A 26,227-nucleotide genomic window follows, 5' to 3' on the forward strand; every position below is an offset into this window, starting at 1 on the left:
GTACATTTCTCCCACATTCCGGAGAGGAGGATGATCAGATGATCATTCTGGGACTGATTCTGCTGGTCGTCGGATACTTCACCAACATCGGCCTGCTCACCACGCTGGGCGGCATCCTGCTCGTGATCGGCGTGATCCTTCTGATCCTCGGGGCGATCGGCAAGCCGGTGGGCGGTCGGAAGGCCTGGTTCTGACCAGGCCGATCGCGACCGGATGACGTCCGGGTGGCGGTCGGCTCACGACGACATCGGGGGCGCGGTTCCCGGGATATCCCGGAAGCCGCGCCCCTGGCGCATTCCGGTTGCCCATCGGACCGGAGGTTCATGTTTCACCCGTCGTTCCGGGGGTACCGAGACGTTTCTCGTCGTGACACTCGATCACGAGTTCCGGGGTTTTCATCGGATGCCCAGCGTTGCGCGTGCGCGGGCCGGAGTGGCGGGTGTCGCGCCGGTCGTATCGAGCACCCGCAAGGCGCCCTCGATCAGGTCGCGGTTGGACGGCGTCGCCCCGGCCGGGTCCCGGAAGTCCTCCAGCCCGACCCGCAGGTGCCCGCCGCGGCGCACCGCCAGTTCGGCCAGCCCGGACCCGACGACGTCGCCGCCCAGCACGGCCACCGACCACGGCAGCCCGGAGGGCTCCAGCAGCTCCAGGTAGGCCTCCAGCGCCGCCGGCGTCGGGGGCAGGCCGAACTGCAGGTCGTCGGCGAAGTAGAGCTTCACGATCGCGCCCGGCGGTACCCGCCCGTGCCGGTGCAGAGTCAGCGCGGTGCGCAGGAACCCCGGCTCGAAGATCGAGATGCTGGGTGCGGCCCCCAGCTCCGCGGTCCGGGCGAACATGTACTCGGTGTCGGCGAACGAGTTCTGGTACGGCTCCGGCGCCGCGGCCTCGGGGGCGGCGCCGTCCGCGGTCAGGCCGACGTTCACCGAGCCCGGGTCGACCAGGGTCATCCCGCCCAGCCCGCGCCGGGCCAGTTCCTCGACGTGCGCCCAGCGGCGCCGCACCGGGATGTCCCGGGCGCCGGCCGCCATCGTCGGGTAGAGCAGAGCGTCCGGGTGCCGGTCCAGCACCGGTGCCCATGCCTGCAGGTAGGGCTCGACGGCGTGCACGCCGTCGGACGTGAACATGGGCTCGTCGTTGTGGTTGTGCGCGATCGCCGCGCCGAGGTCGAACGCCTCGATCGCCTGCTCGGCGATCTCCTCCGGGGTGCGCGGGACGTGCGGGTTGCGGGCGCGGGTCGTCGCGCCGTTCAGGGCCACTTCGAGGATCACCGTCGAGTCCACGACGGCAGCATCGCGGGTCCCGAGCCCGGCCGCACCCCCGCGCTGCCTTACCGGGCGGTCGACCGGCCGTGCGCTCCCGAACCGGGCCCTCGCTCGGCGCGGAACCCCGGGCAGGTGCGGAGGGGCCCCGGCAGTGGGGCAGCGGGCCGGCGCCGCCCACGTCGTAGGCTCGCGCACGTGATCGGGAGCCGAGCCCTGCCGCCGCGTCGCGGCCACCGTCGTGCCGGCCCGGCGTTCCGGTGCGGTGCCCTCCCGGCGCTGGCCGTCCTCGCGTTGCTCGCGGGTTGCGCCGACCCGGCCCCGCCGCTGTCCGACGGCCCCGCGGGCGCGGCCCCGGCCGACGGACTCACCCGGATCGTCCAGCTCGCCGCCGAGCGTGCGGTGCTCTCCGACCGGGTCGCCGCGGCCAAGTTCGGCACGCCGGCGCCGGTCACCGACCCCGCCCGGGAGGCGGCGGTGCTCGACGGCGCCCGCGCGGACGCGACGAGTGCCGGCGTCGACCCGGAGTGGGTGGCGCGCGTGTTCACCGATCAGATTGCGGCCAGTACCCAGGTGCAGAACGACCTGATCCGCGGCTGGACCGAGCGGCCCGACACCGGCCCGGCCGAGCAGGCCGACCTCACGCAGGTGCGCCCCGAGCTCGACCGGATCGGCGACGAGCTGGTCGCCGCGCTGGCGCTGGCCGCCCCGGCGCGCGGGCACGAGGACTGCCCGACCGGGCTCGCCCAGGCCGCCGTCGCGGCGGCCCGTCCGCTCGACGACGTGCACAAGGCGGCGCTGGGTCGCGGGCTGGCCTCGGTCTGCGACGGCACCGCCGAGGGCTGAGTCGCGCCCGCTCGTGCGTGACGGCGGCGTTTCGTCCCGCCGCAGGCCTTGCGTCCCCGGATAGTACGTGCTCGGATTAGTCTGGAGGTGGTCGCGATGGACCAGAACCTGTTCAACGACATCTGTCTGCAGCAGCTGACCCTGTCCGGGGTGCACGAGGGCGAGACCGTGGTGGTGCTGACCCGCGGTGCGGAGCGTGGCGAGTACGCCGACGCGTTCCTCTGGGCGATCCAGCGCCTCGGAGCGACCGGTTATCACATGCGGCTCCCGTCGCCGGCGAGCGCGGGCGGTGCGTGGGCGGTCGGCGACTCCGGGCTGGGGAACATCCCCCTGGCGGTGAACGCGCTGAAGGCGGTCGACATGGTGGTGGACTGCACGTTCCTGCTGTTCTCCCCGGAGCAGTTCGCGATCCAGGACGCCGGGACGCGGATCCTGACCGCGGTGGAGCCGCCGGAGCTGCTGGCCCGGTTGATGCCCACGACCGAGCTGCGGGAGCGGGTGGAGACCGGCGCGGAGTTGCTGGCCAAGGCCTCGGCGATGCGGATCACCAGCCCGCACGGCACGGATGTGACCTACCAGCTGGGCATGTATCCGACGATGTCGGAGTACGGCTACACCGACACCCCGGGCCGGTGGGATCACTGGCCGGCGGCGTTCGTGTTCACCGGCGGTTCCGACGACGGCGTCGACGGCAAGATCGTCCTCGCCCCGGGTGACGTGCTGCTGCCGTTCAACACCTACGTCCAGACCCCGGTGGAGATCACCATCGAGGCCGGGTTCATCCGCGACATCCGCGGCGGCCAGGGCTCCTCGGGGCTGGACGCGGACCTGCTCGCCTCCTACATCAAGAGCTTCGACGACCCGCGCGGCTACGGCATGTCCCACGTCGGGTGGGGTCTCGACGAGCGGGCGCACTGGCACGGGCTGACCCAGTTCGGTGGCGGCATGGGCATGGAACTGCGCTCCTTCTACGGCAACGTGATGTTCTCGATCGGCCCGAACAACGAGCTCGGTGGCCCGAACGACACCGCGTGCCACTTCGACATCCCGATGCGCGGCAACAGCCTCTACCTCGACGACGAGCTGATCGTCGACGCCGGTGAGCTGACCGTGCCCGAGATGCGCCCGGTGAACCGCCGATGAGCCGGGACCTGCACGTGGGGATGATCGTCCCCAGCTCGAACCTGACGATGGAGACCGAGCTCCCGCGGATGCTCGCCGCCCGCGAGCAGATCCTGCCCGAGGAGCGGTTCGTGTTCCACGCCGCGCGGGCGCGGATGCAGCACGTGACCCCCGAGCAGCTGGTGGCGATGAACGCCCAGGCGAAGCGGGCCGCGGCCGAGCTGGCCGACGCCCGCCCCGACGTGGTGGCCACCGCCTGTCTGGTCGCGATCATGGCGCAGGGCCCGGGGTATCACTGCACCGCCGAGGACGACATCACCACCGCCCTGCGCGCCGAGGGCTCGCAGGCACCGGTGGTCTCCAGCGCCGGGGCGCTGCTGTCGGGGATCACCGCGCTCGGGGTGTCCCGAGTCGCGATCATCACCCCCTACATGCCGCCCCTGACCCAGGCCGTGATCGCCTACCTCGAAGACGCCGGCGTCGAGGTCGTCGACTCCCTGTCACTCGAGGTCCCCGACAATTTGGCGGTGGCCCGGCTCGACCCGGCCGACCTGCGCGAGCACCACCGCAAGCTCGACCTGTCCCGGGCCGAGGCACTCGTGCTCAGCGCGTGTGTGCAGATGCCCTCATTGCCGGCGATCGCACCGGTGCAGGACGAGATCGGCATCCCGGTGCTGTCCGCAGCGACCGCGACCACCCACCGCATCCTCACCGAGCTCGGCCTCGACCCCCGGGTTCCCGGCGCGGGGGCGTTGCTGGCGGGCTGACCCGCACGCCCGTGGCCCGCGCTCCGCCCCCGAGGGGCGCGGGCCCGTCGGTGTGCCCGGATCCGCCGGGGTCGCCGCCGGGGCCGAGCAGGACGAGCCGGATCGGGCCAGGACAGAACTGGACAGGGCGAAGCCCATTCCTGTACATGTTTGTACATGTCTGAACAGGGTGGTCGGTCCAAGCGGGCCCGACTCGTCGCGGACCTGACCGGACGGATCCACTCCGGACGGCTCGGGCACGGCGAGCGGCTGCCCGGGGAGAACCAGCTCGCGCAGACCTACGCGGTGTCCCGCGGCACCGTGCGCAGCGCGCTCGCCGAGCTGGCGCGCCGCGATCTCATCGCGACCGAGACCGGGGTCGGCTCCTTCGTCACCTTCGACGGCGCCCGGCTGGACCAGCAGCTCGGCTGGGCGCGGGCGCTGGCCGAGTCCGGCGCCGAGGTCGCCACCGAGCTGCTCGGCATCACCGCGGGCGGCGATCCCGGTCTCGAGCAGCGGGAGGGCCCGCTGGTGACCGTTCATCGGCTGCGCCGGGCCGGCGGTCGGCCGGTGTCGCTGGAGACCGCGTCGCTGCCCGCCACCGCCGCGCTCGCCGGGCTCCCGGAGCGGGGCCTGGTGAACGGGTCCATCACGGCGACCCTCGCCTCCGCCGGGCTGCACGGTGCGACCGGCGAGCAGTGGATCTCCGCCGAGCCGCTCGACGCCGCGGACGCCGCTCGTCTCGAGCGCGCGCCGGGTGAGCTGTTCCTGCGGGCGACGCGGGTCACCCGCACGGCCGGCGGCGGACTCGTCGAACACGTGGTGAGCCTGCTCGACCCGCAACGCTTCCGGTTCCATCTCGCTTTCGGCCCGGCCGAGGAGGCCATGGGTGCTTCCGGCCTCGCCGGGGACGCCTCCGGTTCGGTCACGGGTGCTTCCGGCTCCGCCGGGGACGCACGGTGAGCGGCGAGCGGGACCGCGCGCTCGGTGCGCTGCTCGGCCTCGCCGTCGGCGACGCCCTCGGCATGCCGACCCAGTCGATGTCCCGGGCGGCGATCGCGGCCCGCTACGGCGCCGTCGACCGGCTGCTCGACGGCGCCGACGACCAGCCGATCGCGCCGAAGCTCCCGGCGGGGACGGTCACCGACGACACCGAACAGGCGCTGCTGCTCGCCCGGATACTCCTCGCCCACGACGGACGGGTGCCCGCGCACGTGTTCGCCGCCGCGCTCGAGGACTGGGAACGACAGATGATCCGGCGCGGGTCCCTGGACCTGCTCGGGCCCTCCACCCGCCGCGCGCTGACCCGGCTCGCCGAGGGCGAGCCGCCGGAACTCGCCGGTCGTGACGGCGTCACCAACGGCGCCGCGATGCGGGTCGCCCCGGTCGGCATCGCCGCGACCGGCCCACGGCTGCTCGACGCCGTCGTGGAGTCCGCGGTCGTCACCCACAACACCGCCGCCGGGATCGCGGCCGCCGCGGCGGTCGCCGCAGCGGTCTCCACCGCGGTGGCCGGTGCGGGGCTCCCCGCCGCACTGACCGCCGCGGTGGACGCGGCCCGGGCCGGTGCCCGCCGCGGGAACTGGGTGGCCGGCGCCGACGTCGCCGCCCGGCTGGAGGTCGCGTTCCGCCTGCTCCCCGGGCTCGCCCCGGACGCGCTCGCCGACGCCGTCGCCGGCGTCGTCGGGACGTCGGTGACGGCCACCGAGTCGGTCGTCGCGGCGCTCGGCCTGGCGGCGGCGCTCGGCGACGACCCGCGGGCCGCGCTGGTCACCGCCGCCTCGCTGGGCGGCGACACCGACACGGTCGCCGCGATCTGCGGTGCCGTCCTCGGTGCTGCCCACGGTGCCGCCGGCCTGCCCGCGGACCTGGTCGCGACCGTGCGCCGGATCAACGCGCCGGTGCTCGACCCCCTCGACGACCTGGTCGAGGGGCTGCTGACACTCCGGTCCACCTCTCCCTAGGAGGCTGTCATGGCCACCGGTACGACCGGCACCGACGCCGGTTCCACAGGTGGGGCTCTCGAGACCCGTGGCATCGAGCCCGTGCCCGTCGCCGAACGCCGTGGGCGTCCGGGCGAGCTGTTCTGGGTCTGGTTCGCCGCCAACATCTCGATCCTCGGCCTCCCGCTGGGGGCGACGCTGGTCGCATCCGGGCTCACGGTCTGGCAGGCGGTCATCGCCGCGGTGCTGGGGGCCGTCGGCTCGTTCGCGATCGTCGGGGCCATCTCGATCGCGGGCCGCCGTGGCGGCGCCCCCGGGCTGACCCTGTCCCGGGCCGTGTTCGGCGCGCGCGGCAACATCGGCCCGACGCTGGTGTCGCTGATCTCCCGGCTCGGCTGGGAGACGGTCAACACGACGACGGCCGCGTTCGCCCTGCTGTCGCTGGTCACGATCGTCGCCGGCACGAGCCCGGCGGCGAAGGAGCACCCGGTCATCACGATCGCGTGCATCGCGGTCTTCGTGCTCTGCACGGTGCTCGTCGCGGGACTCGGGCACGGCGTGCTCGTGGCCGTCCAGCGCTGGGCGACCTGGGTGTTCGGCGCGCTCAACATCGTGGTCGGCGGCTTCCTGGTCGCGACGGTCGACTGGACCGCCGTCACGACGGCGGCGCCGGCCCCGGCCGGAGCGGTGGTGGCCGGGATCGGCGTGATCGCGGCCGGGACCGGGATCGGCTGGGTCAACGCGTCGGCCGACATGTCGCGCTATCAGTCGCCGTCGGTGCGGGCCGGCTCGCTGGTGGCCTCGGCGGCCGCGGGCGCCGGGATCCCGCTGGTGCTGCTGATCTCGCTGGGCAGCCTGCTCGCGGCCGGCGACCCGACGCTGGCCGAGGCCGGTGACCCGGTCGCCGCGATCCGCGACCTGCTCCCGGCCTGGATGGCGATCCCGTACCTGGTCGCCGCGTTCGGCGGGCTGCTGCTGGCCAACCACCTGTCGGTGTACTCGGCCGGGCTCACCACGCTGACCCTCGGCCTGAAGGTGCCGCGGGTGTACGCGGTGGTCGTCGACGCGCTGGTGACCTTCCTCGGCGCGATCTACTTCATGCTGGTCGCGGACGGCTTCTACACACCGTTCGTCGCCTTCATCAGCGCCCTGGCGATCCCGAGCACCGCGTGGGTCGGCGTGTTCGCGGCCGACATGCTGCGCCGCCGGCACTACGACCCGGACGCCCTGGTCGACACCACGCGTGCCGGCCGCTACTGGTATCGCGGCGGGATAGAGCCACGGGCCACGACGGCCTGGGCGGTCGCGATCGTCGTCGGGTACCTGTTCGCGACGGTCGGCCCGTCGTCGGCCCCGTGGTTCACCGGCCCGCTGGCGGGGACCTGGCTCGGCGAGAACGGCCTGGCCTGGGTGATCACCTTCGTCGTGGCGGCCGGCGGGTACGGGCTGCTCGGCGGGGCCCGGGAACCACGGTGACCGGCCGGCTGGTGCACACCGGGCAGGTGCTCGTCGACCTGGTCATGCGGGTGCCGTCGCTGCCCCCGCCCGGCGGCGACGTCCTCGCCTCGGACACCGTCATGCTCCCCGGCGGTGGGTTCAACGTCGTCGCCGCGGCCGCCCGGGCCGGTGCCCCGGTGGTCTACGCCGGCGGGCACGGCACCGGGCCGCGCGGGGAGCTGGTGCGGGCGGCGCTCGCCGCCGAGGGGGTCACGGTCGTGGCCGCGCCGGACCCGCACGGCGACACCGGCGTCTGCGTGACCCTGATCGAACCGTCCGGGGAGCGCACGTTCGTGACCGGCAGCGGGGTCGAGTCCGGCCTGGCGGCCGGGTTGGCGCCCAGTACGCCGCAGGACGTGCTCTACGTGTCCGGCTACAGCCTGCTCGTCCCGGACAAGGCCGAGCAGGTCGTGGCCGCCGCGGCGGCCACGGCGGCCACGGCGGCGAGCGTGCTGCTCGATCCCGGGCCGCTGGTGTCCGACGTCCCGCCGGACACCTGGGCCCGGATGCTCGCCGCGACCGGCGTGCTGAGCTGCAACGCCCGGGAGGCCCGCCTGCTGACCGGTGAGCCGGCGGTGGCCGGTGCCGGCCGGGAACTCGCCCGGCAGCTGCCGGACGGAGCGGTCGTCGTGGTGCGCGTCGGCGCCGAGGGCTGCCTGCTGGTCCGCGACGGGCACCTCGAGTCCGTCCCGGCGCCCCCGGTGCGGGCCGTCGACACCAACGGTGCCGGTGATGCGCACTGCGGGGTGCTCGGGGCCGAGCTGTTGCGGGGCACCGGCTGGAGCGAGGCCGCGCGGCGGGCGAACGCCGCTGCCGCGCTGGCCGTGAGCCGGCACGGCCCGGCGACGGCACCGACCCGGGCGCAGGTGGACGCGCTGCTCGCGGTCTGACCCGGCTCCTCAGCCGGGGGTGCCGACCGCGCGCGCCATCTCTCGGGTGGTGCGCTGCACCTCGCCGAACAGCGGCCCGCAGGTCCCCGGGTCGCCGGTCCCGGCGGCGTCCGGCGCGGCCTCGCAGCCGGCCGCGGCGAACCGGTCCAGTGCCTGCTCGACGGTGTCCGCCGTCCCGGCGGCGGCCGGGACGTCCTGGCGCACCTGGGGGACCACGTTGCGGATCTCGGTCGTGAACCGCCCGCAACGGGGGTAGGTCTCGGCCGGGGCACCGGTGGCGCAGGCGTCCGCGGCGAAGAACCGGAACTTGGTGCGCAAGGCGTCGGCCCCCTCGCCGCCGACCCGGTCCGACGCCGACTGCTGGTCGGACGCCGGCGGGTCGGTCCGCTCGATCGTCGCCGGTCCCGTGGAGCAGCCGGCGGCCGCGATCGCCAGGGCCACGAGGCAGGCGGCGGCCCGGAACGGGCGCGGGCCGGGCTTGGGTCGGGTACGCACGTCCCCGACAGTAGGCCGCGGCCGCGAGATCGGCAGGGGCCGGGCCGGTCAGCCGACCAGCGCCTCCAGTGCGTCGCGCAGCAGTCGCAGCGCCTCGGCCGGGTTGTCCCAGAAGACCATGTGCCCGGCGTCCGGGATCCGGACCAGCTCGGCGCCCGGGTTCGCCGCGGCGATCTCCGCGGCACCCGCGGACGGGACGACGGGGGAGTCCGCTCCGTAGAGCACCGTCGACGGCGCGGGCACCGACGGCCACGCGGTGAAGAAATCCTCGGACTCGAACCCGGCGTGCGTGGCCCGGATCGCGGCCTCGTCGCAGGACGACAGCCAGCGCGCCCGCAGCTCCTGCTCGCGGCGCGGCCAGCGCGGCCAGGACGCGGCGACCTCGTCGGCGTCGGTGCCGCGCACGGCCTCGGCGAGCTGGCCGAGGAACGCCTCGCACGTGGTCGGGTAGGGACCGCGGCCGGGCCCGGACAGCGGCGGGTCGACCAGCACGGTCCCGCGCAGCGGCCGGTCACGCCCCGCCCGCACGGCGGCGACGGCGGCGATCCGGGCGCCCATCGAGTGCCCGAGCAGCACCGGCTCGGCGCCCAGGTCCAGTGCGGACAGCACGGCGAGCGCGTCGGAGGCGTAGTCGTCGAGCGACCAGGAGGTCCCGGAGTCGGACAGCCCGCGCCCGCGCACGTCGAGCACCACCGGGCGGCACAGGTCGGTGAGCTCGCGCGCGACGAAGTCCATGGTCGCCGCGGGGCTGGTGATCCCGGGCAGCACCAGCACCGGGACCCCGGAGCCGCCGTAGTCGAGCGCGTGCAGGGCCAGGCCGTCGTGGCGCACCCAGCGCGAGGTCGCCGGGACGTCGGCGAGATCGGCGAGCGCGTCCTGCCGGACCTGGCGGGTGGTCAGCGTGCGGTTCATGCCCGATCCTCCGTGTCGCGGTCCGTCAGGACCTCCGTGTCGCGGTCCTTCAGATACGCGAGAGCCTCGTCGAGGCCGACCACATCGCCGTACTTGGCCTGGATGTCGAACAGGTTGGCCTCGTGCGGGCCCGCAGCGCGGTCGCCGACGCAGTCCCGGGGTACGAGCACCCCGAACCCGGACTGGACGGCGTCCACCGCGGTGGCCCGGACGCACCCGCTGGTGGTCGCCCCGCACACCAGCACGGTGTCCACCCCGGACGCGGTGAGCAGCGCGGCCAACCCGGTGTCGAAGTACGCCGAGGCGCCCTTCTTGGTGATCACGTGATCGGCGTCGTCGACCGGGAGCCGGTCGTCGAACGCGACCGCGTCGGACCCCACGACCAGCCCGCGCATCCCCGGGACCTTGACCAGCCAGGGCAGCGTGTCGCGCTCGGCCGGGGTGAAGGCGATCGTCGTCCAGACGACCGGGGCGCCGGCCGACCGGGCTGCGGCCACCAGCGTCGACGTCGCGGCGACCACGTCGGACAGGTCCGAGCCGGTGGGGTACGCCGGGTCGGTGAATCCGGCGGTCAGGTCCACCACGACGACCGCGGGCCGGTTGCCGCGGCGGGCGCCGGCGCCGAACCCGGCCCGGTCGTAGGTGGCGTCGGTCTCGCTGCCGTGCAGGCTCATGCGGTGCTCCCCGCGGTCGTGGTCGGTGCCGCGTCGAGCGCGGACTGCAGTGCCGCGCGGCGGCGGGACGCGTAGTCGTCGACGGCGTCGACGATGGTCTGGTAGCCGGTGCACCGGCACAGGTTGGAGGCGACGACCTCGCGGATCTCCTCGCGGGTCGCGTCCGGTTCCTCGGCCAGGTAGCCCTCGGCGAGCATCAGGAACCCGGGCGTGCAGAACCCGCACTGCAGGCCGTGCCGCTCGGCGAAGCACCGCTGCAGGTCCGACAGCCCACCGTCCGGATCGGACAGCGACTCCACGGTGCGGATCGTGGCGTTCTCCACCTGCGCGGCGAACAGCAGGCAGGACCGGGCCGGCTGATCGTCGACGAGCACCGTGCAGGCCCCGCAGATGCCGTGCTCGCAGCCGAGGTGGGTGCCGGTCAGGCCGAGATCGTGCCGGAGCACGTCGGCCAGCGTGCGCCGGGGCGGGATCGCCAGGTCGTGCCGCTCGCCGTTGACGGTCAGCTCGACGAGCTGGACGTCGGTCATCGGGTCACCTCCGGGGAGAGCGCCGCGAAGATCGCGGAACGGGGGATCGGGGTGGCGTCCAGCTCGACGCCGGTGGGCCGCAGCGCGTCGTTGACGGCGTTGAGCACGGCGGCCGGGGCACCGATCGTGCCGCCCTCGCCGGCCCCCTTGGCGCCGTTCGCGGTGAACGCGCACGGCGTCTCCAGGTGCTCGATCCGCACGTCCGGGATCTCCGCGGCGGTGGGCACCTTGTACTCCATGAAGCTGGGCGCCAGCGGCTGGCCGAGCTCGTCGTAGGTGACCTGCTCGAACAGCGCACCGGCGATGCCCTGCGCGATGCCGCCGCGGGCCTGGCCCTCGACGACCCGCGGGTGGATCGCGACCCCGCAGTCCTCCACGCAGACGTAGCGCAGGATCTCGACGCCGCCGGTGCCCGGGTCGAGTGCGACCACGCAGCCGTGGGTGGCGTTGGAGAACGTGCCGTCCCCGCCGACGTCGAAGCTCGCCGTCGCGGTCAGCCCGGGGCCGACGTCCTTGGGCAGCAGGTGCGCCTTCAGGTAGGCGACGTCGGCGAGCTCGGCGAAGGTGAACGTCCGGTCCCCGGCCCGGACCCCGCCGTGGCCGTCCAGCCCGGTCGAGTCGATGTCCACACCGGCCAGGTGCGCGGCGAGTGAGCAGAGCTGGTCGCAGAGCTTCACCGCGGCGGCCGACGCCGCGGACCCGCCGATGGTGACCGAGCGGGAGGCGAACGAGCCCCAGCCGTAGGTGACCCGGTCGGTGTCGCCCTGCACGATCTTGACCTTGTCGTAGTCGACGCCGAGCCGGTCGGCGACGATCTGGGCGAACGTCGTCTCGTGGCTCTGGCCGTGCGAGAGCGTGCCGGTGGTGACCGTGACGGTCCCGTTCAGGTCCATCGTGATCTGCGAGAGGTCGAACCCGGGCACGACCTGCATCTTGCGCTGCGCGAACGCGCCGGAGCCGTAACCGGTGCGCTCGGAGAAGCAGGAGTACCCGATCCCGATCACCCGGCCGTCGCGGTCGGGCCCACCGCGGGAGAGCCAGCCCTCGTCGCGCAGCACCTGCTCGCACAGGTTCAGCGACTCCAGGTAGGACCCGGGGTCGTAGGTGACGTTGTTGATGCCGCGGTACGGGAACTCGGTGATCAGGTTGCGCCGGCGGACGTCGAGCGGGTCGAGGTCCAGCTCGCGGGCGGCCCGCTCCATCAGCCGTTCCATCACCATCACGTACTGCGGCCGGGACACGCCGCGGTACGGCGCGGTCGGCGCCTTGTTCGTGGTCACGGCCCGCCCGCGCACCCGGTAGGACGGCAACCGGTAGACCCCGGGCATCTCGGCCGAGGCCATCAGCGGCTCGATGCCGGCCGTGAACGGGTAGCAGGAGTAGGCGCCCATGTCGCAGACGACGTCGACGTCCAGGGCCAGGATCGTCCCGTCACCGGAGAACGCGGCGCGGGCGGTGTAGTGCTGCTCGCGGGCCAGGAAGCTCGCGGTGAGCGCCTCCCGCCGGTCCTCGATCCACTTCACCGGACGGCGCAGCCGCCGGGCGGCCGCCGCGGCGGCGATCTCCTCGCGGCCGACCACGCACTTCTGGCCGAACCCGCCGCCCATGTCCGGCACGGTGACCCGGACCTGCTTCTCGTCCAGCCCGGCGCAGCGGGCCAGCACCGTGCGGACCTGGTGCGGGACCTGGGTACAGGTGCGGACGACCAGCTGCTCGTCGCGGTCGTCCCAGTCGGCGACGACGCCGCGGGTCTCCAGCGGCAGGGCGTTCTGCCGCCCGGTGTTCGCCTCGACGGTGACCACGACGTCGTCGGACGACGCGGCCGCGGAGGCGAACACGTCGTCGATGCCCTCGGTCGCGAACAGCGAGACGTCGACCAGCACGTTGCCGGGCGCCTCCTCGTGCACCGGGGTGCCGGCCGCGGCCAGCGCCGTGGCCTCGGTGACGACCGGGTCGAGCGGGTCGTACTCGACGATCGCGGCCTCGACGCCGTCCTCGGCCGCGTACGGGTCGGTCGCGACGACGACCGCGAGGGGCTCGCCGGCGTAGCGGACCCGGTCCCGGGCCAGCACCGGCATCGCGGTGGGAGTGAACTCCTCGGCGGGCCGGTCGAGCAGCGCGGTGATGTCGGCGAGGCCCAGGTCGGCGGCGTCGAACGCGGCGACGACGCCGGGCACCTCGCGCACCTCGGACAGGTCGAGCCCGGTGATCCGGGCATGGGCCTCCGAGCTGCGCACGAACGCGGCGTGCAGCATCCGGGGCAGTGTGAGGTCGTCGACGAACCGGCCGCGGCCGGTGAGCAGCCGCGGGTCCTCGCGTCGCGGCACGTCGGCACCCACCCAGGTGCCGTCGGGTCGGAAGCCGGGTTCAGCCATCGCGAGCCTCCTTCCGGGCCCGGTCCACCAGGGTCCGGACCAGCCCGCGCCGGTATGCGGCCGGTGCGCCCGGCTCGTCGCGCAGCTCCGGCGCGTCGGCGATCTCGTCGATCGTGCCTGCCGGCCGGACCAGCAGCGGCACGGAACTGACCCCGCCCAGCACGACCGACCCGGTGTCCAGGTCGGCCCCGGCCGCGACGACGGCGAAGTCACCGCGCCGGTCGGCGTACTCGGTCAGGGCCGCTCGCGGCGCCGGGCGGCCGAACACGACCTCCACGATCACCTCGTCGGGTTCCAGCGCGGTGCTGAACGGGCCGAGGAAGAACTCGCTCGCGCCGATCTCCCGGCGCCCGGCCGGGCCCTCGACGATGATCCGGGCGTCCAGCAGTACCGCCAGCAGGCACCACTCGGCGGTCGCGTCGGCGTGCGCGATCGAGCCGCCGACGGTGCCGCGGGTCCGGATCGGCAGGTGCCCGACCCAGCGCATCGCCGCCGACAGCACCGCGAAGTCCGGTCCGAGGTCGGCCTTCTCCACCGCGCGGTGCGTGGTCAGCGCGCCGATCCGCAGCGCGGCCCTGCCGTCGTCACCGACGGACCGCCGGATGCCGGCCAGGTCGGGCACGTGGGTGATGTCGACCAGGTGCCCGGGCCGCGCCATCCGGAAGTTCATCATCGCGACCAGGCTCTGCCCGCCGGCGAGGACCTTGGGGTCCTCGTCGGCCAGCTCGCCGAGCAGCGTCACGGCCCCGGCCACCGACGACGCCCGGTGGTAGGTGAATGCGGCGGGCTTCACGCCTTCTCCACCGCCTCCGGATCGAGCTGCTCCTCGGTCCCGGTGATCCGGTCCAGCTCGCGGCCCTTGGTCTCCGGGGCGCAGAAGGCCATGAACAACACCGCGGCGACGACGACCAGGCCCATCACCGTGAAGGTGAGCGGCAGGCCGAGGACCGGCCACAGCAGGCTGCCGAAGATCAGCGGGACGAACCCGGTGACCGCCCGGCTGGACGACGAGGCCCAGCCGAATCCGGACGCCCGCAGCTCGGTCGGGTAGAGCTCGGAGACGTAGGCGTACATCACCGGGATGACGACGAGGGCGAAGAACCCGAAGACCGCGATCATCACGATGGCCGCCGTCGAGGACTCGATGACCAGCGAGAACACGATCAGCGACAGCGCGGCCAGCGGGGCGGCCATCCCGATCACCCACTTGCGGCCGAGCGTCTCGACCAGCAGCACCGAGGTGATGACGCCGAGGATGCCGACCGCGTTCATGATCGTGGTCGAACCGAACGCGGCGACCTCGCCCATGCTCTGCGCCCGCAGGATCGAGGGCATCCAGGACAGCGCGGCGTAGTAGACGACCATGACCGAGACGAACAGCGCCCACGCCACACCGGTGATCTTCGGGGAGAACGCCCAGACCAGCTTCAGCTGCTCCAGGATCACCCCGGCACCGCGCCGGCCGGATCGGACCGGTTCGGGAGCCGTGTCGATGCCCGCTCCGCCTGCGCTGCGCGGGGTGGCCGCGATGACGTACGGCTCGGGGGCCGCGCCGGTGCGGGCGGCCATGTCGTCGATGACGGCGCGGGCCTCGGTCTCGCGTCCGGTGCGGGCCAGGTAGAGCGGGGACTCCGGGACGCCGCGGCGGATCCAGACCAGCAGCAGCGCGGGCAGCACCATCAGCGCGAGCATCCAGCGCCAGTTGCCGTCGACCGGGACCAGCAGGGTCGCCGAGACACCGGCCAGCGTGGTGCCGACCGGCCACCAGCCGTCCATCGCGGCGAGTACCTTGCCGCGCTGCTTGCGTGGCGAGAACTCGCCGACGATCGCGTAGTCGACCGGGATGCAGCCACCCAGGCCGACGCCGGCCAGGAAGCGCAGCAGCAGAAAGATCTCCCAGTTCGGCGACAGCGCGCCGAGCACGGAGAACAACGCGAAGATCATCAGCGTGATGGTGAAGACGCGCTTGCGGCCGATCCGGTCGGCGATCGTGCCGAACGCGATGGCGCCGACCGCCATGCCGATCAGGTTGGCCGTCGCGACGAGACCGCGCTGTCCGGTGGACAGGTCGAACTCGGCACCGAGCAGCGGGGTGAGGAAGCCGTTGAGGGCGACGTCCCAGGCGTCGAACATGTAGCCGAGGCCGCCGATGATGAAGATCTTGCCTTGGACGCCCCACCGCCAGGGCAGGTCCTGGACGACCTGGTCTCCGGTACGCATTGTCGGTACTCCTCGATTCGATGGAGGGGTTCGGTGGAGGGTCGGTCAGCGGGCGAACTGGTAGGTGATGGCCTCGTTGTCCGGATCCTGCAGCGGTGATCCGCGCCAGAGCCAGTCGTAGGAGACGTCGGACTCGCCGTCGAAGCGGCGCAGCTTCTCGTCGCGCTCGCGCTGCGCCGGCCCGTCGGGGAGGTGGTAGAAGCTCATGTTCTGCCATGAGGCGTCCTGCACCATCCCGGCGTGCTTGGCCCGGCGGTGCACGTAACGCGCCAGCGCGGTGTCGACGCCGGACCGGCCGGTCGCGCCGAGCTCCTCGGCGAGCACCGCCGCGTCCTCCATCGCCTGGGAGGCGCCCTGGGCCTGGTAGGGCAGCATCGCGTGGCAGGCGTCGCCGAGCAGGGCGACCCGGCCGTCCACCCACAGCGGGTCGCGGCGGCGGTGGTACAGCGCGAAGGCGGCGACGTCCTCCTTGGCCTTGGACAGCATCGCCGGGACCCGGTCGTCCCAGTCGGCGAAGGCCTCCACCAGGTCCTCGACCGGAGCCGGGGCGGTCCAGTCCCGCTCGACCTCCGGCGTGCACGGCACGATCGCGACGACGTTGAGGAACTCGCCCTGCCGGATGACGTAGTGCACCAGGTGCTTGTCCGGGCCGTACCAGATCGTCGAGTGGTAGCGGTCGAGGAGGAACCGGGTCGCCGGGTCGGCCGCGATCAGGTCACCCGGGATCAGCGCCCGGTAGGCCATCTCGCCGGAGAAGAGCAGCGAGTCGTCGAACCCGGCCAGGTCGCGCACGCCGGAACGGATACCGTCGGCCCCGACCAGGACGTCCCCGGCGACGCGCAGGCCGCGGGCGGTGACCGCCACCGGCCGGTCGGCGTCCGAGCGGTCCAGCTCGACGACCTTCGCGTCGGTGTGCACGCCGACCACCGGGCCGGGGCCGCCCGGGTCGAGGCACGCGTCGAGCAGCACCCGGTGCAGGTCGGCCCGGTGGTAGTGCCAGTACGGGGCGCCATAGGCGTCGACCACGCGCTGCCCGAGCGGGAGCTGGGCGATGACGGTGCCGTCCGCCCAGCGGCGCCGGACCTGGTCCTGCGGGGCGGTGTGGATGCGCTCCAGCTCCGGGCGCAGGCCGAGCCCGATCAGTACCCGGCTGGCGTTCGGGGCGGTCTGGATGCCCGCGCCGACCTCGCCGAGGGCGGGGGCGGCCTCCAGCACGGTGACCCGGAAGCCGTGCCGGCGCAGTGCCAGCGCGGCGGTCAACCCACCCAGGCCACCACCGACGACCGTGATCTCCAGGGACTGGCTCGGTGCCACTGCCGACTACCTCCTCGCGTCCGGCGGGTGCCGTGCCGGTGTGACACAGCCCGCAACGAGAAGTCATCCGAGCACGTACTATCCGGATACGCAAGAGTTTGCCGGGAACGGACGCGGATCGAAACGCTGGGTAATCCGCCGTTCACATGCGGCGGGTGTCGCTCACGCGGGGTCGCCGAGCCCCTCGCGCTCCGCGACCGCCTCCCAGTGCGCGCCCAGGGTGTTGAGCAGGCCGGCGATCTCGGTGCGGCGCTCCTCGGGGACCGCCGCGAGCAGCTCCTGGTCCAGTCGCCGGGTCCTCCGGGTGACGCCCTCGAGGGCGACCGTCCCGTCCGCGGTGAGGGACAGGATCTTGCGCCGGGCGTCGCGCGGCGACTCGGTGCGGGAGATCAGGCCGCGGCGTTCCATCCGCCGGCAGACGTCGGCCATCGTCGAGGTGTCCAGCGCGACGGCGCCGGCCAGCGAGCTCTGGTCGGAGGCGGGATAGGCCCGGATGGCGGACAGCACCGCGAACTGCGGCCCGGTCAGGACCGGGTCGACGTGCCGGTTCCAGGCCGCCAGGTAGGCCTGGTACATCCGGCGGGCGCCGTAGCCGGGGGCGGCGACCAGGTCGGCGGGCGGGGCGGCGTCGACGGGCGGCTGCTCGCGTCCGCGGCGCAGCGGCTCCTCCATGATCCCTCCGTAGCCCCCGTCCCGGACCGGGCGTCCGGAACCGCTGCCGATCCTACGTGTCCGGACGATCACCGGGCGTGGGTGGCCGGCGACGCCGGTTCAGCGCGGTCGCAGCCCGTCGACCAGCAGGTCCAGCAGGCGTCCGGCCTGGGTGCGGCCCTCCGGGTCGGCGACGGCCATGCAGATCCCGCTGGTCCCGACCAGCACGTCCGCGGCATCCACGTCGGAGCGCAGGGTGCCCTCGGCGATGCCGGCCTCCTGCAGTGAGCGCACCGCCTCGATCATCCGCTCCCGGCTCTGGGCGAACGGGTTCCGGCCGCACGCGACGAGGGTGTGCAGCGAGTCGGCGAGCTGCTTCTTGGTGATCACGTAGTCGACGAACCGGTCCATCCAGGCGCGCAGGGCGCGGTCGGCAGGCAGCTCCGCACGCAGTTCGGTCGCGGCCGCGCAGAGCCGGTCCAGCTCGTTGCGGTAGACGGCCTCGACCAGCGCGTCCCGGTTCGGGAAGTGCCGGTAGAGGGTGCCGATGCCGACGCCGGCGTCCTTCGCGATGCCGTCCAGGGTGGCCGGCGGGCCGCCGCCGCTCTCGGTGGTGAACGCGCGCACGGCCGCGGTGAGCAGCAGCTCGCGGTTGCGGGCGGCGTCCGCGCGCAGCGCGGGACGGGTGCCGGGTCCGCCGGTGCCGGTGGGCATGTCGAGCCTCCTCGAACGCGATCGGCTCCACGATACGGCTTGCGATGCGGAGGATCCTCCGGATAGAGTTCCGAGTCATACGGAGAGTCCTCCGTTTTCCGCTCCGGATCCGTGCCGACCGCCGGCGCCCGCTCATCGCCGCTGCTGCCGCTGTCGTCGCCCGCAGGTCCGGGGAGCAAGAAGGGATCACCGCCATGTTCTTCCGGCCCACGTCCACCCGATCCCCGTCCCACCCGGCCGTCGCGGCCCCGGACGCCTGCCCGACCGCCGACGAGGTGCTGGCCGGCGTCGACCTGACCGGCCGCCGCGCGGTCGTCACCGGCGCCACCACCGGCGTCGGGCTGGCGACCGCGCACGCCCTGGCCGGCGCGGGGGCCGAGGTCACCCTCGCCGTCCGGGACGCCGACGCCGGGGCGCTCGCCCGGTCCGCCATCGTCGATGCCACCGGCAACGAGCAGATCCGGGTCGGCGAGCTCGACCTCGCCGACCAGCGTTCGATCGCCCGCTTCGTGCGGCTCTGGGACGGCCCGCTGCACATGCTGGTGCACGCCGCCGGGGTGGCGGGCGCGCCGCTGACCCACACCGTCGACGAGTGGGAACTGCACCTGGCCGTCAACCACCTCGGCCCGGCCGCGCTGAGCTCCGGTCTGCACTGGGCGCTCACCGCGGTGGACGGCGCCCGGGTCGTCGCGGTCACCTCGAACGCGCACCAGCGTGCCCCGTTCGACCTGGACGACCCGCACTTCGCCGCGACCCGGTACGACACCGCGCTGGCCCACGCGCGGTCCCGGACCGCCGCGGTGCTGCACACGGTCGAGGCGGCCCGGCGCTGGTCCGGGGACGGGATCGCGGTGAACGCCGTGCACCCCGGGCCGGCCGCACGGCCCCCGGAACAGGGCGCCGCGACCGTCGTGCTGGTCGCGGCGTCACCGCTGACCGGGGGGATCAGCGGACGCTACTTCGAGGACGGTGCCGAGGCCGGCCCGGCGGGACCCGAGATCGGGCCCGGGGTGGCCGCGCACGCCGTGGACCCGGTCGTCGCCCGCCGGGTCTGGCGCTGGACCGAGCGCACGCTGCGCGAGGTGTGGTTCTCCGGGCTGCCCGTCGTGGCCTGATCGGTGCAATCCGGTCGCGCCCGGGCGGAGATCGAACGACCCTGGACGTCGTGACGACTGCAGGAGAGGCGATCCCGCCCGGGAGCTCGCTGGCCGAGGCGCTGGCCCGCCGGGGCGAGCTGCGCAACCGGCTCGACTCGCTCCGGGGCCGGATCACGGCGAACGCGCGGCACCAGGAGGGCGACGAGCCGTCCGAGGACGCCGCTGCCCTGCTCGAGCAGGCCGGCGTGACCCTGACCGAGCTGGAGGACCTGATCCGGCGGATCAACCGGACCAACTCGGCCACCGATCTCGGTGCCGACGGGACGATGACCGACGCGCTGGCCCGCCGGGACGTCCTCCGGATGCGGCACTCGTTGCTGGTCGCGGCGGCAGACGCGGCGTCCGGTCAGGACGACCGTGTCCGGTTCGGCGGGCGCCAGCTGCACTCGGAGCTGCGCCAGGTCTCGGCCCTGCCGGTGCCGCGGCTGCGCGAGGAGGCCGACGGCGTCGCGCGTCGGCTGCGCGAGCTGGACGCCCGGATCCAGCGGGTGAACTGGACGACCGCCGTGTTGGAGTAGGGACGCGAGTCGGTAGCCGGTCGGGGAGCGGGCACACACCGAGGGTCGGCGGTACTTCCGGCCCACTTGCTCGGCGCCGCGGGCGGCGTCACCTCCACACGGAGCACGCCCGGAACGGTGCACGAGTGACGGTGCACCACGCACCGCGCACCACCACGTGCCGATCCCGTCCGGTGAGGGTGGGTCAGGGGACCTCGCGGCAGTGCCGGTCACGGGCGGGTTGACCATGGAGGCCGGTCGCTCTGGAGATCGAGCTCAGTGCCGCAGCCAGACCGTGGTGTCGGCCGGCAGCTCGTCGCGCGGGGTGAGCGAGCCGCTGGCCAGCAGCACCTCGGCGTCCTCGGGCAGCGACACCGGCGCCGACGAGACGTTCACCAGCGCGGTGAAGCCGCCCTCGCCGCCATCCGAGATCCGGCTCAGCGCCAGCGTCCCCTCCGGCGAGTCCTGCCAGGTCAGCTCGCCACCGCCCAGAGCCGGGTGCGCCCGGCGGATCGCCAGCGCGTCCCGGTAGAGGTGCAGCACCGAGTCCGGAGCGGCCTCCTGGACGTCGGCGGCGTGCCGGGCGAAGACGTCCGGCTGGGGGAGCCACGGCTCGGCGGCCGCACCGGCACTGAAGCCGAACGCGGGCTCCTCGGCGGCCCACGGCAGCGGCACCCGGCAGCCGTCCCGGCCCCGCTCGGTGTGCCCGGACAGCTCCCAGGTCGGGTCGTCGAGCCGCTCGGCCGGGATGTCCTCGACCTCGGGCAGTCCGAACTCCTCGCCCTGGTACAGGTAGGCGGTCCCGGGCAGGGCCAGCATCAGCAGGGTCGCGGCGCGGGCCCGGCGCAGGCCCAGCTCGGGGTCGGCGGGCAGGTCGAGCACGTCGTCGAGGTTCCAGCCGCGGCCGGTCTCCGGCTTGCGGGACAACCGGCTCGGGTGCCGGCAGACGTCGTGGTTGGACAGCACCCAGGTGGCCGGCGCGCCGACCGCGGCGTTCTCGGCGAGCGCGTCGTCAATGTTGCGCCGCAGGTCATCGGCGAGCCAGGCCGCGGTGAGGAAATTGAAGCTGAACGCGGTCTGCAGCTCGTCGGGGCGCAGGTAGCGGGCCAGCCGCTCCGGGTCGGGCACCCACGCCTCGGCCACGAAGACCTTCGGCGGGTCGTAGGAGTCGCCGATCGCCCGCCAGGAGCGGTAGACCTCGTGCACCCCCTCGCGGTCGAGGTAGGGGTGGCCGCCGTCCTGGACGTCGTTGACGCCCGGCACGACGTCGGGCAGCCCCGGCTGCTTGACCATCGCGTTGGCGACGTCGATCCGGAAGCCGTCGACGCCGCGGTCGAACCAGAACCGCAGGGTCTGCTCGAAGTCCGCCCGGACCTCGGCGTTGTCCCAGTTCACGTCCGGCTGCTTCACGTCGAACAGGTGCAGGTACCACTGCCCGTCGGGAACCCGTTCCCAGGCCGGCCCGCCGAACATCGACTCCCAGTTGTTCGGCGGCCGCGCGCCGTCCGGCCCGCGGCCGTCGCGAAAGACGTAGCGATCGCGTTCCGGCGATCCGGGACCGGCGGCGAGTGCCTGCCGGAACCACGCGTGCTCGTCGGAGTGGTGATTCGGGACGATGTCGAGCAGCACCCTGATCCCGCGCCGGTGCGCCTCGGCGATCAGTGCCTCGGCCTGCGCGGTGTCGCCGAACATCGGGTTGATCGCGCGGTAGTCGGCGACGTCGTAGCCCCCGTCGGCCAGTGGCGACGGGTACCACGGGTTGATCCAGATCGCGTCGACGCCGAGCCGGGCGATGTGGTCCAGCTTGCCGCGCAGGCCGGCCAGGTCACCGGTGCCGTCGCCGTTCCCGTCGGCGAAGCTGCGGATGTAGACCTGGTAGACGACGGCGTTGCGCCACCAGTCGAGATCGTTCGCGGTCGCGGTCATGCCTCTCCCCGGGGAGTTCGTGTGCAGCGGTGTCTCACACTGTTCCACGCTGTTGCAACAGCTGTCGAGGTCGGGGGAGGATGTCCCCGTGACGGATGAGCCGGTGCGCGAGGTGGTCCGCCGGGCCGGGGTCCGACGGGTGGCCGAGCTCGCCGGGGTGTCGCCGGCGACCGTGTCCCGCGCGCTGCGGGAGGGCACCCCGGTCTCGCCCGGAACCCGGGACCGGGTCCGCCGGGCCGCCGCATCGCTCGGCTATCCGGTGCCCGCCCGCGCGGTCACCGTGGCGGTGCTGGCCCGCTTCCCGACCCGCTGGTTCTTCGCCGAGGCCGTCGCCGGTGTGGAGTCGGTCCTGTCGGCGGGCGGACACGCGTTGCAGCTGCACAATGTCGGCGACCCCGCCGGGCGGGCGCACTTCTTCGCGACCCTGCCGGTGCGCGGGCGGGCCGACGGGCTGATCGTGGTCGCCTCCGCGATCGACGACGCCGAGCGGGCCGTCCTGGACGCCCTTGACGTGCCGATCGTGGTCGTCGGCGGCGAGATGCCGGGCAGGCCCCGGATCGGGATCGACGACCGTGCCGGTGCGCGGGCGGCCGTCCGGCACCTGGTCGGACTCGGCCACGACGGCGTCGCGCTGGTCTCGTTCGACCCGGACGAGGCGTGCGGCCAGGCCACCACCCGGGACCGCGGGGCCGGCTGGGCCGAGGCCCTCGACGAGTCCGGCCGCGCCCGCGGGCCGGTCCTGGAGGTGGGCGCGGACGTCGCGGCCGGGGACGCGGCGGCCGGCGGGCTGCTGTCGCTGCCCCGGCTGCCGACCGCGGTGTTCGCCATGTCCGACGAGGTCGCGCTGGGCCTGGTCCGGACCCTGCGCCGGGCCGGGGTGGACGTGCCCGGCCAGGTGTCGGTGGTCGGGTTCGACGACCACGAGATGGCCGCCGTCGCCGATCTCACCACGATCGCCCAGCCGGTGCGCCGCCAGGGCGAGCTGGCCGCGCGGGCGCTGCTCGACGCGCTCGACGGCGCCGCGCCGGAGACCGCCGAGCTACCGACCCGCCTGGTCGTCCGCGGCAGCACCGCCCCGCCGCGCGGCTGAGGGGGTGCCCCCGGCGAGGGGCACACCGCTGCTGCCACCGGCCCCCTGAACCTAAGGCCCCGCTGAACCTCAAGCCCGTGCCGCAGCGCTGGTGTGCCGCTCGGGCGGCTCTGCGGTCAGGGCTTGGCCTGCCCTTAACCCTCGCGCAGCGTGCCGCTACCCGCGCGTCGCGCACCGTGCGGATCGTGACGAACCCGACGCCGGTCCCGGACCGCAGCACCGTCCCGACCGGGCTCCTGCCGGCCCGCGCGGCACACCCGACCCCGCCGCCGGCCGGGTGCCTGGCCCGCGCCCGGCTGGCCGGCAGCGCCGCGACCGCCGCCTGCTGGCTGCGGGACGCGGCCGGCGCATCCGACCCCGGGACGGTCGCGGCGGCCCTGGATGCGCTCGGCGCGCTGCGCACCGAGCTGCGGTCGCTGCGCCCGCTGCTGGACAAGGAGCGGGTGCGGTGGATCCGCGCGTCGACCGACGCCCCGGCCCGCGACCTCGCCGCAGCACACGACCTGGACCAGCGGCTCGCCCTGCTGGACGGGCTCGACGGTGCCGCGGCAGCCGATCCCGAGGCCCGGGTGCTGCGCACCGCGCTGGCCCGCGCCCGGTACCGCGGCGCGCCGGCCGCCGGCGCGGACCTGCTCGCCGACCTCGACGACCTGGCCGCGGGACGGATCGGGCTGCGCGATCACGCCCCGCTGGGCGATCCGGCGCTGCCCGCCTCGGTGCTGCTGCCGCCGCTGCTGCAGCGGCGGTTCCGCAAGCTCGTCCGGGACACCGACCCCGCCGACACCGCGGCGGTGCACCGACGTGCGGCCGAGCTGCGGATCGTGCTGGCGCTTGCGGCGACCGCCCGGGTCGACGAGCTCCCCGGATCCGCGGGCGGGCGCCCGAGCTCGTGCGCCGTCGACGACGCCGCGGCCGTCCTGCTCGAGCGCGCCGCCGCCGTCCGGAACGCCTGTGTGGCCGCGGAGCTGGCCGACCGGCTCCCGCCCGGCCCGGCGCGCGACGCGCTCGCCGCGATGGCCGCGACCGCCCGCCCGGCGGCGGTCCGGGAACCGCTGAGCGCGCTCGCCGCGCTGCGCGACCGGCTCCCGGTGGACACCGCGGGTCCGGCCAAGCGGGCCGCGGGCGGGGTGCTGCTGCGGTCCGGCCCGGACGGTCCGCAGGCGCTGCTGGTGCACCGGGTCCGCCAGGGCGACTGGACGCTGCCGAAGGGGACCGTCGCGCCCGGGGAGACCGACGTCGAGGCCGCGGTGCGGGAGGTCCGGGAGGAGACGGGGCTGCGCTGCCGGGCCGGGGCCGAACTCACCGGCGTCCGGTACCGGGACCGCAACCGCCGCGCCAAGCAGGTCCGCTACTGGCTGATGACCCCGCTGGCCGGCGCCGGACGCCCGGATCCGTCCGAGGTGGACGGCCTGCGTTGGGTGCCGTTGGCGGAGGCCGGCCGGTGGCTGCCCCGGGAGCGGGACCGGATGGTCGTCGCCGAGGTCGCCCGCGAGCACGGCGGCACCGCGCGTCCCGGCCGGGTGGCGTGATGGTCGAGACGCTGTGGCGGTTCCGTGCGCTGCTGGCGCCGCACCGCGCGCGGCTGGTGATCGGCGGGGTGCTGACCGTCGCCGCAGCCGGGCTGGCGCTGTTGCTGCCCTGGCCGCTGGCCGTCGTCGTGGACACCGTGCTCGGTGCCGCGACGCCACCGGACCTGCTGGCGCCGGTGACCGCGCTGACCGGCACCGGCGCGGGGCTGGTCTGGGCCTGCGCGGTGGCGCTGTGCCTGGTCGCGGCGGTGGGCGCGGCGGCGACCTACGGCGCGGAGCGGGTGCTGGCCGGGGTGGGCGAGCGGATGCTGGCCGACCTGCGGCACCGGTTGTTCGCCCACCTGCACGCCCTGCCGCTGCGTTACCACGACACCCAGCGCGTCGGGGACCTCGGTAACCGGCTCACCGCCGACACCTCCACCGTGCAGACACTGCTGGTCGCGGTGCTGTCGGTGCTGCTGCCGAACGTCACGCTGCTGCTGGGCATCGTCGCGGTGACCCTGGTCCTGGATCCGGCGTTCGCGCTGCTGTCGCTGGCCGTCGGGCCGGCCCTCTACGTCGTCCTGGTGCACTACCGCGGGATCATCAAGTCCTGGGCGGCGACCGCCCGCGCCGCCGAGGGCAGGGTCGCCGCGCACGTCACCGAGTCGCTCGGTGCGATCCGGCTGGTCAAGACGTTCGCCGGCGAGGCCCGGTCGGAGTCGCGCTTCCGCAGCTTCGGCCGGGAACGCATGACGGCCGGGTTGCGGCGGGTCGACCACGCCGCGCGGTTGCCCGCCGCCGTCGACGTGCTGGTCCACACCGGACGCGCGGTGGTGCTGCTGGCCGGTGCGGTGCGGGTGCTGGACGGGTCGATGGACCTCGGGGTCCTGCTGGTGTTCCTCACCTACAACGAGCGGCTCTACCAGCCGGTGAAGCAGCTGGCGAAGCTGCAGACGACGATCAGCAGGGGCCAGGCGTCGGCGGACCGGGTCCGCGAGGTCCTCGACACCGACCCGGAGATCGCCGACCCGCCCGGTGCGGGGCCGCTGCCGGCGCTGCGTGGGCACGTCGAGCTGCGCGGGGTCACCTTCGGCTACGACGCGACGCACCCGGTGCTGAACGACGTCTCGATCGTCGCGCGGCCGGGCGAGACCGTGGCGCTGGCCGGGCCCACCGGTGCGGGCAAGTCCACGATCGGCGGCCTGCTCCTCCGGCTGCACGAGGTCGGCTCCGGGGCCGTGCTGCTCGACGGGCACGACGTCCGCTCGGTCACCCAGAAATCGGTGCGCGACCAGGTCTCGGTCGTCCCGCAGGACCCGGTGCTGATGGCCGGCACGATCCTGGCCAACATCGGCTACGGCGCCCCGTACGCGACCCGCGCGCAGCTGGTCGCGGCCGCCCGGGCCGCGCATGTCGACGAGTTCGCCGAGCGCCTGCCGGACGGCTGGGACACCGTGCTCACCGAGCGCGGCGGGACGCTGTCCGGCGGGCAGCGACAGCGGATCGCGATCGCCCGCGCGCTGGCCCGGGACACCCCGGTGGTGATCCTGGACGAGCCGACCTCCGGCCTGGACGCGGTATCCGAGTCGCTGGTCATGGCCGGTCTGGAGCGGCTGACCGCGGGCCGGACGGTGCTCGTCGTCGCGCACCGGCTGTCCACGCTGCAGGCCGCGGACCGGATCCACGTCCTGGACCGCGGGCGGGTGGTGCAGTCCGGGACGCACGCCGAGCTGGTCGCCACCGACGGCCTGTTCCGGCGGATGCACCGGTTGCTCGCCGTCGTCGATCCCGAGCCGGAGCGCGCCGGACCGGTGCGGGTGGCGTGACGCGGGACTCCCGGGCGTCGGTGGTCCGTGGT

General features: G+C 74.5%; 25 protein-coding genes. 13 read left to right on the forward strand and 12 right to left on the reverse strand.

Translation table 11 applies throughout. The features are described 5' to 3' along the window. Nucleotides 1–38: 38 nt before the first annotated feature. Nucleotides 39–194 (forward strand): hypothetical protein, encoded by a 156-nt coding sequence (locus tag ACLFMI_RS03550; protein ID WP_410946241.1) that lies wholly within the window; start codon nucleotides 39–41, stop codon nucleotides 192–194. Between the two features lie 201 nt (nucleotides 195–395). Here ACLFMI_RS03550 and ACLFMI_RS03555 read toward each other — a convergent pair whose 3' ends face one another. Continuing rightward, on the reverse strand, nucleotides 396–1,280 hold the full coding sequence (locus ACLFMI_RS03555) for a beta-keto acid cleavage family enzyme (RefSeq protein ID WP_410946242.1): 885 nt from the start codon (nucleotides 1,278–1,280) through the stop codon (nucleotides 396–398). A 177-nt stretch (nucleotides 1,281–1,457) separates the two neighbouring features. Between ACLFMI_RS03555 and aroQ the strand changes: the two genes are divergently transcribed. The 7 genes from aroQ (at nucleotide 1,458) to ACLFMI_RS03590 (ending at nucleotide 8,303) form a co-directional block, all read left to right on the forward strand. Continuing rightward, nucleotides 1,458–2,105 carry a gamma subclass chorismate mutase AroQ gene (gene aroQ, locus ACLFMI_RS03560; RefSeq protein WP_410946243.1) on the forward strand — a complete coding sequence of 216 codons (648 nt, stop codon included), beginning with the start codon at nucleotides 1,458–1,460 and terminating at the stop codon, nucleotides 2,103–2,105. 96 nt (nucleotides 2,106–2,201) lie between these two features. Further along, complete coding sequence (locus tag ACLFMI_RS03565) at nucleotides 2,202–3,248, forward strand: M29 family metallopeptidase (RefSeq protein ID WP_410946244.1); 1,047 nt, start codon at nucleotides 2,202–2,204, stop codon at nucleotides 3,246–3,248. Further along, entirely contained in the window at nucleotides 3,245–3,994 is a 750-nt protein-coding gene (locus tag ACLFMI_RS03570; protein ID WP_410946245.1) for a maleate cis-trans isomerase family protein, read from the forward strand. The genes ACLFMI_RS03565 and ACLFMI_RS03570 overlap by 4 nt, the downstream gene beginning before the upstream one ends. 156 nt (nucleotides 3,995–4,150) lie before the next feature. Continuing rightward, nucleotides 4,151–4,936, forward strand: a complete 786-nt coding sequence (locus ACLFMI_RS03575; protein ID WP_410946246.1) for a GntR family transcriptional regulator — start codon at nucleotides 4,151–4,153, stop codon at nucleotides 4,934–4,936. Further along, complete coding sequence (locus tag ACLFMI_RS03580; protein WP_410946247.1) at nucleotides 4,933–5,937, forward strand: ADP-ribosylglycohydrolase family protein; 1,005 nt, start codon at nucleotides 4,933–4,935, stop codon at nucleotides 5,935–5,937. Before ACLFMI_RS03575 ends, ACLFMI_RS03580 begins: the two co-directional genes overlap by 4 nt. A 9-nt stretch (nucleotides 5,938–5,946) precedes the next feature. Further along, complete coding sequence (locus ACLFMI_RS03585) at nucleotides 5,947–7,392, forward strand: purine-cytosine permease family protein (protein WP_410946248.1); 1,446 nt, start codon at nucleotides 5,947–5,949, stop codon at nucleotides 7,390–7,392. Further along, a complete protein-coding gene (locus ACLFMI_RS03590) occupies nucleotides 7,389–8,303 on the forward strand; it encodes a PfkB family carbohydrate kinase (RefSeq protein WP_410946249.1) in 915 nt (304 codons plus the stop codon). Before ACLFMI_RS03585 ends, ACLFMI_RS03590 begins: the two co-directional genes overlap by 4 nt. Before the next feature lie 9 nt (nucleotides 8,304–8,312). On the opposite strand, the gene ACLFMI_RS03595 is transcribed toward ACLFMI_RS03590, so the two are convergent. The 10 genes from ACLFMI_RS03595 to ACLFMI_RS03640 form a co-directional block, all read right to left on the reverse strand. Next, nucleotides 8,313–8,798: a hypothetical protein gene (locus ACLFMI_RS03595; RefSeq protein WP_410946250.1), complete on the reverse strand. Its 486-nt coding sequence runs from the start codon at nucleotides 8,796–8,798 to the stop codon at nucleotides 8,313–8,315. Between the two features lie 48 nt (nucleotides 8,799–8,846). After that, nucleotides 8,847–9,710, reverse strand: a complete 864-nt coding sequence (locus ACLFMI_RS03600) for an alpha/beta fold hydrolase (protein ID WP_410946251.1) — start codon at nucleotides 9,708–9,710, stop codon at nucleotides 8,847–8,849. After that, nucleotides 9,707–10,384, reverse strand: a complete 678-nt coding sequence (locus ACLFMI_RS03605; protein ID WP_410946252.1) for an isochorismatase family protein — start codon at nucleotides 10,382–10,384, stop codon at nucleotides 9,707–9,709. Before ACLFMI_RS03605 ends, ACLFMI_RS03600 begins: the two co-directional genes overlap by 4 nt. Beyond that, complete coding sequence (locus tag ACLFMI_RS03610) at nucleotides 10,381–10,914, reverse strand: (2Fe-2S)-binding protein (RefSeq protein ID WP_410946253.1); 534 nt, start codon at nucleotides 10,912–10,914, stop codon at nucleotides 10,381–10,383. Before ACLFMI_RS03610 ends, ACLFMI_RS03605 begins: the two co-directional genes overlap by 4 nt. Beyond that, nucleotides 10,911–13,289 (reverse strand): xanthine dehydrogenase family protein molybdopterin-binding subunit, encoded by a 2,379-nt coding sequence (locus ACLFMI_RS03615; RefSeq protein WP_410946254.1) that lies wholly within the window; start codon nucleotides 13,287–13,289, stop codon nucleotides 10,911–10,913. Before ACLFMI_RS03615 ends, ACLFMI_RS03610 begins: the two co-directional genes overlap by 4 nt. Then, nucleotides 13,282–14,082 carry an FAD binding domain-containing protein gene (locus tag ACLFMI_RS03620; RefSeq protein WP_410946255.1) on the reverse strand — a complete coding sequence of 267 codons (801 nt, stop codon included), beginning with the start codon at nucleotides 14,080–14,082 and terminating at the stop codon, nucleotides 13,282–13,284. The genes ACLFMI_RS03615 and ACLFMI_RS03620 overlap by 8 nt, the downstream gene beginning before the upstream one ends. Then, the gene (locus tag ACLFMI_RS03625) at nucleotides 14,079–15,509 is read right to left on the reverse strand and encodes an MFS transporter (protein WP_410946256.1); all 1,431 of its coding nucleotides are present in this window, start codon (nucleotides 15,507–15,509) and stop codon (nucleotides 14,079–14,081) included. Before ACLFMI_RS03625 ends, ACLFMI_RS03620 begins: the two co-directional genes overlap by 4 nt. Nucleotides 15,510–15,554: 45 nt before the next feature. Continuing rightward, complete coding sequence (locus ACLFMI_RS03630; protein WP_410946257.1) at nucleotides 15,555–16,823, reverse strand: FAD-dependent monooxygenase; 1,269 nt, start codon at nucleotides 16,821–16,823, stop codon at nucleotides 15,555–15,557. Nucleotides 16,824–16,985: 162 nt separating this feature from the next. After that, the gene (locus ACLFMI_RS03635) at nucleotides 16,986–17,495 is read right to left on the reverse strand and encodes a MarR family winged helix-turn-helix transcriptional regulator (protein ID WP_410946258.1); all 510 of its coding nucleotides are present in this window, start codon (nucleotides 17,493–17,495) and stop codon (nucleotides 16,986–16,988) included. A gap of 99 nt (nucleotides 17,496–17,594) precedes the next feature. Next, the gene (locus tag ACLFMI_RS03640) at nucleotides 17,595–18,188 is read right to left on the reverse strand and encodes a TetR/AcrR family transcriptional regulator (protein ID WP_410946259.1); all 594 of its coding nucleotides are present in this window, start codon (nucleotides 18,186–18,188) and stop codon (nucleotides 17,595–17,597) included. A 194-nt stretch (nucleotides 18,189–18,382) separates the two neighbouring features. Between ACLFMI_RS03640 and ACLFMI_RS03645 the strand changes: the two genes are divergently transcribed. Further along, a complete protein-coding gene (locus ACLFMI_RS03645; RefSeq protein ID WP_410946260.1) occupies nucleotides 18,383–19,303 on the forward strand; it encodes an SDR family NAD(P)-dependent oxidoreductase in 921 nt (306 codons plus the stop codon). 50 nt (nucleotides 19,304–19,353) lie between these two features. Beyond that, nucleotides 19,354–19,863, forward strand: a complete 510-nt coding sequence (locus ACLFMI_RS03650; protein ID WP_410946261.1) for a DIP1984 family protein — start codon at nucleotides 19,354–19,356, stop codon at nucleotides 19,861–19,863. A 255-nt stretch (nucleotides 19,864–20,118) separates the two neighbouring features. Here ACLFMI_RS03650 and ACLFMI_RS03655 read toward each other — a convergent pair whose 3' ends face one another. Next, entirely contained in the window at nucleotides 20,119–21,768 is a 1,650-nt protein-coding gene (locus ACLFMI_RS03655; protein ID WP_410946262.1) for a glycoside hydrolase family 13 protein, read from the reverse strand. A gap of 88 nt (nucleotides 21,769–21,856) precedes the next feature. Between ACLFMI_RS03655 and ACLFMI_RS03660 the strand changes: the two genes are divergently transcribed. From ACLFMI_RS03660 to ACLFMI_RS03670, 3 genes are all read left to right on the forward strand, one after another. After that, the gene (locus ACLFMI_RS03660) at nucleotides 21,857–22,858 is read left to right on the forward strand and encodes a LacI family DNA-binding transcriptional regulator (RefSeq protein ID WP_410946263.1); all 1,002 of its coding nucleotides are present in this window, start codon (nucleotides 21,857–21,859) and stop codon (nucleotides 22,856–22,858) included. 185 nt (nucleotides 22,859–23,043) lie between these two features. Next, a complete protein-coding gene (locus tag ACLFMI_RS03665; protein ID WP_410946264.1) occupies nucleotides 23,044–24,387 on the forward strand; it encodes an NUDIX hydrolase in 1,344 nt (447 codons plus the stop codon). Beyond that, nucleotides 24,387–26,195 carry an ABC transporter ATP-binding protein gene (locus ACLFMI_RS03670; protein ID WP_410946265.1) on the forward strand — a complete coding sequence of 603 codons (1,809 nt, stop codon included), beginning with the start codon at nucleotides 24,387–24,389 and terminating at the stop codon, nucleotides 26,193–26,195. The genes ACLFMI_RS03665 and ACLFMI_RS03670 overlap by 1 nt, the downstream gene beginning before the upstream one ends. The last annotated feature ends 32 nt before the right edge of the window (nucleotides 26,196–26,227 follow it).

It is taken from the genome of Pseudonocardia nantongensis, assembly GCF_046546495.1.
In the GTDB taxonomy this organism is placed as follows: Bacteria; Actinomycetota; Actinomycetes; order Mycobacteriales; family Pseudonocardiaceae; genus Pseudonocardia; species Pseudonocardia nantongensis.

Bases quoted from the DNA above. Each gene is read 5' to 3' on its own strand.
- ACLFMI_RS03670 (WP_410946265.1), top strand. From the start codon at position 24,387: ATGGTCGAGACGCTGTGGCGGTTCCGTGCGCTGCTGGCGCCGCACCGC.
- ACLFMI_RS03615 (WP_410946254.1), bottom strand. From the start codon at position 13,289: ATGGCTGAACCCGGCTTCCGACCCGACGGCACCTGGGTGGGTGCCGAC.
- ACLFMI_RS03565 (WP_410946244.1), top strand. From the start codon at position 2,202: ATGGACCAGAACCTGTTCAACGACATCTGTCTGCAGCAGCTGACCCTG.
- ACLFMI_RS03570 (WP_410946245.1), top strand. From the start codon at position 3,245: ATGAGCCGGGACCTGCACGTGGGGATGATCGTCCCCAGCTCGAACCTG.
- ACLFMI_RS03655 (WP_410946262.1), bottom strand. From the start codon at position 21,768: ATGACCGCGACCGCGAACGATCTCGACTGGTGGCGCAACGCCGTCGTC.
- ACLFMI_RS03585 (WP_410946248.1), top strand. From the start codon at position 5,947: ATGGCCACCGGTACGACCGGCACCGACGCCGGTTCCACAGGTGGGGCT.
- ACLFMI_RS03610 (WP_410946253.1), bottom strand. From the start codon at position 10,914: ATGACCGACGTCCAGCTCGTCGAGCTGACCGTCAACGGCGAGCGGCAC.
- ACLFMI_RS03600 (WP_410946251.1), bottom strand. From the start codon at position 9,710: ATGAACCGCACGCTGACCACCCGCCAGGTCCGGCAGGACGCGCTCGCC.
- ACLFMI_RS03625 (WP_410946256.1), bottom strand. From the start codon at position 15,509: ATGCGTACCGGAGACCAGGTCGTCCAGGACCTGCCCTGGCGGTGGGGC.
- ACLFMI_RS03635 (WP_410946258.1), bottom strand. From the start codon at position 17,495: ATGGAGGAGCCGCTGCGCCGCGGACGCGAGCAGCCGCCCGTCGACGCC.
- ACLFMI_RS03605 (WP_410946252.1), bottom strand. From the start codon at position 10,384: ATGAGCCTGCACGGCAGCGAGACCGACGCCACCTACGACCGGGCCGGG.
- ACLFMI_RS03645 (WP_410946260.1), top strand. From the start codon at position 18,383: ATGTTCTTCCGGCCCACGTCCACCCGATCCCCGTCCCACCCGGCCGTC.
- ACLFMI_RS03575 (WP_410946246.1), top strand. From the start codon at position 4,151: ATGTCTGAACAGGGTGGTCGGTCCAAGCGGGCCCGACTCGTCGCGGAC.
- ACLFMI_RS03640 (WP_410946259.1), bottom strand. From the start codon at position 18,188: ATGCCCACCGGCACCGGCGGACCCGGCACCCGTCCCGCGCTGCGCGCG.
- ACLFMI_RS03550 (WP_410946241.1), top strand. From the start codon at position 39: ATGATCATTCTGGGACTGATTCTGCTGGTCGTCGGATACTTCACCAAC.